Annotated in this window: 5 protein-coding genes; 3 read left to right on the top strand and 2 right to left on the bottom strand. The window is 40.3% G+C overall.

Annotation, left to right across the window (positions count from 1 at the left end; genetic code table 11):
- Positions 1–205: IS3 family transposase (locus ACJHWR_RS02430; RefSeq protein ID WP_016244222.1), on the top strand; the 205-nt coding region annotated here is incomplete at its 5' end.
- A 392-nt stretch (positions 206–597) separates the two neighbouring features.
- On the top strand, positions 598–1,644 hold the full coding sequence (gene ansB / locus ACJHWR_RS02425) for an L-asparaginase 2 (protein WP_001012364.1): 1,047 nt from the start codon (positions 598–600) through the stop codon (positions 1,642–1,644).
- Positions 1,645–2,237: 593 nt separating this feature from the next.
- Here ansB and dcuR read toward each other — a convergent pair.
- Together dcuR and ACJHWR_RS02415 are read right to left on the bottom strand one after the other, a co-directional pair.
- Complete coding sequence (dcuR, locus tag ACJHWR_RS02420) at positions 2,238–2,963, bottom strand: two-component system response regulator DcuR (RefSeq protein ID WP_001067029.1); 726 nt, start codon at positions 2,961–2,963, stop codon at positions 2,238–2,240.
- A 978-nt stretch (positions 2,964–3,941) separates the two neighbouring features.
- Complete coding sequence (locus tag ACJHWR_RS02415) at positions 3,942–4,598, bottom strand: FadR/GntR family transcriptional regulator (RefSeq protein WP_000361270.1); 657 nt, start codon at positions 4,596–4,598, stop codon at positions 3,942–3,944.
- Between the two features lie 154 nt (positions 4,599–4,752).
- On the opposite strand from ACJHWR_RS02415, the gene ACJHWR_RS02410 reads away from it, so the two are divergent.
- Complete coding sequence (locus ACJHWR_RS02410) at positions 4,753–6,069, top strand: anaerobic C4-dicarboxylate transporter family protein (RefSeq protein WP_000979091.1); 1,317 nt, start codon at positions 4,753–4,755, stop codon at positions 6,067–6,069.
- Positions 6,070–6,153: the final 84 nt, after the last annotated feature.

The raw sequence follows: 6,153 nt of genomic DNA, 5'->3' as shown, positions 1-6,153 counted from the left end.
GAGCTTCGTGAAAACGATAAAGCGTGACTACATCAGTATCATGCCTAAACCAGACGGGTTAACGGCAGCAAAGAACCTTGCAGAGGCGTTCGAGCATTATAACGAATGGCATCCGCATAGTGCACTGGGTTATCGCTCGCCACGGGAATATCTGCGGCAGCAGGCCAGTAATGGGTTAAGTGATAACAGGTGTCTGGAAATATAGGGGCAAATCCAGTTATAAATATTTTAGTGCAACATTTATTATACGATTCTAATCAAAAAACATGATGGACGCTCATTGCTATTCTGAATGGGAGGTAATTAAACATTCTATTTACATTGATGTTTTCTACATCGATAAGAATATTTTTGATGAATGATGTTATCACGGAATGCGGTGTTTTTTTATCGATAGTTAATGTTGTTCGCCCACCTGTCAAGGAGGGATATTATATCCTGAAATATAACAGTTTATCATCTTATTCTGGATGAGTTAATGACAAGTTAAAGAGAATGAATTTATTAAAACATATCATTATTAAGCAAATTTATAAGGCATTAACTGTTCTATAGAAAAATACATGGTAAATATATTTCACAGTCCAGGAGGTAGATATGAATTTCTATAAAAGAACGGCACTTGCCGCACTGGTTATGGGTTTTAGTGGTGCAGCACTGGCATTACCCAATATCACCATTTTAGCAACCGGCGGGACCATTGCCGGTGGTGGTGACTCCGCAACCAAATCTAACTACACAGCGGGTAAAGTTGGCGTAGAAAATCTGGTTAATGCGGTGCCGCAACTGAAGGACATTGCGAACGTTAAAGGCGAGCAGGTAGTGAATATCGGCTCCCAGGACATGAACGATAATGTCTGGCTGACACTGGCGAAAAAAATTAACACCGACTGCGATAAAACCGACGGCTTCGTCATTACCCACGGTACCGACACGATGGAAGAAACCGCTTACTTCCTTGACCTGACGGTGAAATGTGACAAACCGGTGGTGATGGTCGGTGCAATGCGCCCGTCCACGTCCATGAGCGCAGACGGTCCCTTCAATCTGTATAACGCGGTAGTTACCGCAGCTGATAAAGCCTCCGCTAATCGTGGCGTACTGGTAGTAATGAACGACACTGTTCTGGATGGCCGTGACGTCACTAAAACCAACACCACCAACGTAGCGACCTTCAAGTCTGTTAACTACGGCCCTCTGGGTTACATTCACAACGGTAAGATTGACTACCAGCGCACCCCGGCACGTAAGCACACCAGTGATACGCCGTTCGATGTCTCTAAGCTGAATGAACTGCCGAAAGTCGGCATTGTTTATAACTACGCTAACGCATCCGATCTTCCGGCTAAAGCACTGGTAGATGCGGGCTATGATGGCATCGTTAGCGCTGGTGTGGGTAACGGTAACCTGTATAAATCCGTGTTTGACACCCTGGCGACCGCCGCGAAAAACGGCACTGCGGTAGTGCGTTCTTCCCGCGTACCGACGGGAGCAACCACTCAGGATGCCGAAGTGGATGATGCGAAATATGGCTTCGTCGCCTCTGGCACGTTGAACCCGCAAAAAGCACGTGTTCTGCTGCAACTGGCTCTGACGCAAACCAAAGATCCGCAGCAGATCCAGCAGATATTCAATCAGTACTAATAACCTCGCCCCGGTAACGTGCCGGGGCTTTTATAGTATTGGTTTTAGGCAGTTTAATGAATAAAGTGACAGACATGAATAATGGGGACCATTTCAATACATAATGGTTTTCTTGTACCCATGAAATGTGGTTAATTCCGGATTTATCGGGAGGGGCTTGTTAATGATATCCTGATGCTCATCGTGATGATGAGTAACATTCATAAAATGTGCTTATCAAAAACCGTGGAGTATTACTTGGCAGATAGATGAGCGAATTCACAGTTGAATCCAGAGAAATAATATCCTCTGTTCACTGGTAGACCAATGTTGTTCCAGGACAAATTCATTCACGATAAAATTGCGGAAAAAACGGGCAGGATTGGTAACGAAGCATCCGGGAGAATATACTCTTTCTGAACAATGGGGGAGTGCCATGCATCAGTGTAAATGTCAAAAAATCTGAAATCTTCCATATTTACCGCACATAACTATTCCCTGACCATACGTTTATCCTCTTAATATCCGGAACACACTCTCCAGAAATTATCGCACGATGAGTTTATTGTGATTAAGTAGATGTCATAATTATGGTAGATAAATGATTAAAAGGCTTACGGTTTTTCACTATATTTTTTAATATATGGGTAATATTGATGTCTTATCCAGTAACGATAAGCAGGGCGACCAGTGACACCACAGGAAAAATCAAATGCCAATATATGGCAACTTACCAGCCAGATGATATATTTTCTGCATGAGATTCTGGATATCTTAATACCACTGGCCAGTTCATTGAGTGTGAATTTTTTATGTTGATGCTCATCAATCCACCTACAAATAATTCGCAATGTATCTGTTGACAGTCCTTTGGGTAAATGTCTTATTTTTTCTGTGTTCGGAATTATTTTGTGAGTTAATAAATCCAGTTCTGATTGATTGAATATCTTCTGACTCTCAAGAAGAGTCTTTTTATGTTTCCATCGTGTAAGCGAATCAACCAAACGTGAGATATGAAATGGCTTTATCAGATAATCAGAAACACCATAATGTAATGAATCTTTAATTGTCGCAGAGTCATCAGCAGCAGAAATTACAATAACATCACTTTTGCAATGAATGCTATGAAGAAAAGGGAGTAAATCAAGTCCGTTATCTTTATTGATATAAAGATCAAGCAAAATCAAGTCAGCCAGTTTTTTATTTACAGATATAATTTCTTTCGCCTGACCAAGTGATAACGCTATGCCACAGCATTTAAATGCCGGGGTTTGTTCTACAATGCGACGAATCACATCAGCTACTAATATATCGTCATCAACAATTAATACATTGTTCATTTTTCCAACCTAGCTTGCCAACGTAATACCTAAATCTATATAAATATTCTATATAGTGATTTAAAAATCAACCCTATTGTTACTTATGGAATTTAATTAACTTTCCCTGGGTTAGATATACTATTTAATATTTCCCCGTTAAAATAAAATGTGAAATTATTTTTGTTAAAAATTTTAAGAGGGAAATGGATTAGTTTTTTTTATCATTGGTTCTGTGTCATTAACTTTGGAGTTAGTAACTCTACTTCTAAGAACGTTTTTTGAAAAAACATTGCTTATACTAAACATTATAGTAAAAAGAGTGACACCTGATCAACCTACAACAGTGATTACACCAGAGTGTATATCTCTGTATATTTTCTGTGACGAGTACAAAATATCAAGTTAACCCACTCAGATCGTACAGCAGAACCTTGTAATTTCCACGCAACTCACTGATTGGAGATACATCTAATTTTTATTTCCATGGCTGAGATTACTAAGAACGTGTTCTGTTGTATTGTTATCCGTTTTTGTCAAACCATTATCACAGTTCATTCGGATATCTCTGATACTGATCTCCTCAGACCTGCATAATTACAACTTCTGTTGGTTCCGCGTCACCAGGTAATCAACACCCAACTGTTGGTTCTGTCCTTGGACGGGAACACATGTTGGCAGGTAACTCCCATCCAGTGAAGATAAATTTCTCAAAAGGCAACTACTCAGGCAAGTTCTCCTTTATGTTTATGCCTGATAATATTTTCCAGATCGTATAAGGCGTCGATACGTACAGAAGACGTGGCACTCAGACTTACGCATCCCTGCTCTAACTTAACATAGTCTGCTATGATAGCGCTCTCTTTACCAATAAAGCTCGCTTATATATCAAAGATACCTTATTAGGATAAACACAGCTAATAACTTGACAGTGATATCACATAGCACTCACACCAGATAAGTTTTCCGGTTGAGTTTTAGTTTTTGAAAGATTTAATGCTATATTTTCTTTTCCAGTAAATGAACTCGCATTAACTCTGAAGCCATTTGGGCATCGCCTTTTTTGATATACGACAATATCTCTCTCTGTTTTGAAGCAGTATCAAGGAAGTATTGACAATCATTATCCGGTAACGACTCTCTTGTTTTCTCAAAATAAGCGATTAACACATCAGAGAAAACCTGCAGAACACGATTACCACTGGCCTGAAGCAAGAGCAGGTGAAAATCCCGATCATGTTGATCTGCTATTTGTGGATTGTCTGCATTTTCCTCAATCAATCTCAATTCATTTTCAAGTTTGGAGAGCATCGCTGGGAAAATTCGGCGTGTTGCCAGTGGAATGATCGCGCACTCAACTAAAATTCTGGCCTCTGTAAATTCCGAGATATCAAACCCAGATAGATCAAACTGCATCAACAATTGGTCGTTAATACTACTCTGGCCAACGTTTTTTAACAGACTTCCTCTGCGAGGGGCTCGTTCAAGCATTCCCATTTGGACGAGAGTACTAAGTGCCTGACGGACTTTATATCGGGAGGTGTTAAAACGAGTTGCAAGTTCCGTTTCTGTTTCTATACGGCCATCGGCTTTACGATTAGCTTCATCAAGCAAATAATCTTTAATAGATTCAAATAGTTCTTTTCTTTTATCCATAATATACTCTGATTACAGCTCCTATCTATTCATAACTATAAATAATATATTAAATTATATTTCTTTATATACTATCATAACAAATTTATTTATCATGTTTATTCGCACATTATGTGCATGATATTAAGCTATTTGTTGACGAAAGGGATTGGTTATGATGTTATTCGTAATTCAGTTTGCAATAGTACTTACATGCATTGGGATAGGTGGGCGCTTTGGTGGAATCGGCTTAGGGGCGGCGGGGGGATTAGGGCTCGCAATTCTGACTTTTGGTTTTGGAGTCCCGCCTGATTCCCCGCCTATCACTGTCATTTCCATTATTCTTGCTGTTATCACATGTATTGCTATCCTGCAGGCAGCGGGAGGTCTTGATCTTTTCGTGACAATAGCTGAAAAAATACTGCAAAAGAGGCCTGGTGCAATCACGTTTCTTGGGCCAGCAGTTGCTTATCTTTTTACGGCAATATGTGGAACTGGTTATGTCGCTTTTTCCATTTATCCTGTTATTGCTGAAATCGCAGCTGATGCAAGAGTGAGGCCAGAACGCGCCATGTCAATGTCAGTCATTGCCGCCAACTTTGGTCTTATAGCGAGCCCAGTAAGTGCGGTCGTTACAGGAACGATTGCGGTCTTTTCCGGATTACATGTTTCTGCTTTAGATATTTTATTGATTACTGTACCGGGAACTATTTTGGGGTGTCTTGTTGGTTGTTTGTTTGTTTATAAACGGGGCCATGATCTTGAAACGGACCCAGAGTTTCAACGCAGAGTTGCAGAAGGTGAATTTGAGTCAGTAAAAACTGGGGAACGTACAATCAGTATTATATCTAAAACAGCGAAGAAAGCCCTGATGATTTTTATTTCTGGGATCATTTTGGTTGTTGTTTTAGGCTCTGTTCCAGAATTACGTCCGGTATGGAATACCAGTGCCGGTGTAGAACGGATGAGTATTCCAACAGCATTGCAAATCATCATGTTGACTACAGCATGTATCATTATGATGGTATGTCGGATTTCTCCATCGAAACTTGACTCAGGATCCGTTTTTAAGGCCGGTCTGGTTGGAGTTGTTGCCATATTTGGTCTTTCATGGATGATGAGTTCTTTCTTTGAAGCATGGCAAGATTTATTTAATAACACTTTCAATGATTTTCATAACCCAGTTATATTCGGTGTGATTGTGTTTGTTCTTTCTGCTGTGATTTACAGTCCCGCAGCAACTGCTGTGGCATTATTTCCTGCTGGCGTATTAATGGGATATTCGACTGAGACGCTCATAGCTTTGCTTCCGGTAACGTGCGGATCATTCATTATTCCTGGTGGTGCACAAATTGCTTGCGTGGCGTTTGACAGAACAGGAACAACCAGAGTTGGCAAGTATGTAGTAAATCACAGTTATATGTTACCCGGTCTGATTACCGTTCTGGCTTCAACTATCTTCTGCTTCCTTTTTTCCACTATATTAGTGTAATCAGAGAAGTATTCTTACAGCTGTGTAATATTTTCTTAATCCCCCTTCCTCAAAAACGCTGAAGGGGGCTAATTCGTCATGCCA

The organism is Escherichia sp. WS568, from assembly GCF_046486085.1.
In the GTDB taxonomy this organism is placed as follows: domain Bacteria; phylum Pseudomonadota; class Gammaproteobacteria; order Enterobacterales; family Enterobacteriaceae; genus Escherichia; species Escherichia coli.
This window is presented reverse-complemented; position numbering and strand designations above follow the sequence as displayed.

What these genes read in the sequence shown, in the direction of transcription:
- ansB (WP_001012364.1), top strand. Translation starts at nt 598, where the DNA reads ATGAATTTCTATAAAAGAACGGCACTTGCCGCACTGGTTATGGGTTTT.
- dcuR (WP_001067029.1), bottom strand. Translation starts at nt 2,963, where the DNA reads ATGAACAATGTATTAATTGTTGATGACGATATATTAGTAGCTGATGTG.
- ACJHWR_RS02415 (WP_000361270.1), bottom strand. Translation starts at nt 4,598, where the DNA reads ATGGATAAAAGAAAAGAACTATTTGAATCTATTAAAGATTATTTGCTT.
- ACJHWR_RS02410 (WP_000979091.1), top strand. Translation starts at nt 4,753, where the DNA reads ATGATGTTATTCGTAATTCAGTTTGCAATAGTACTTACATGCATTGGG.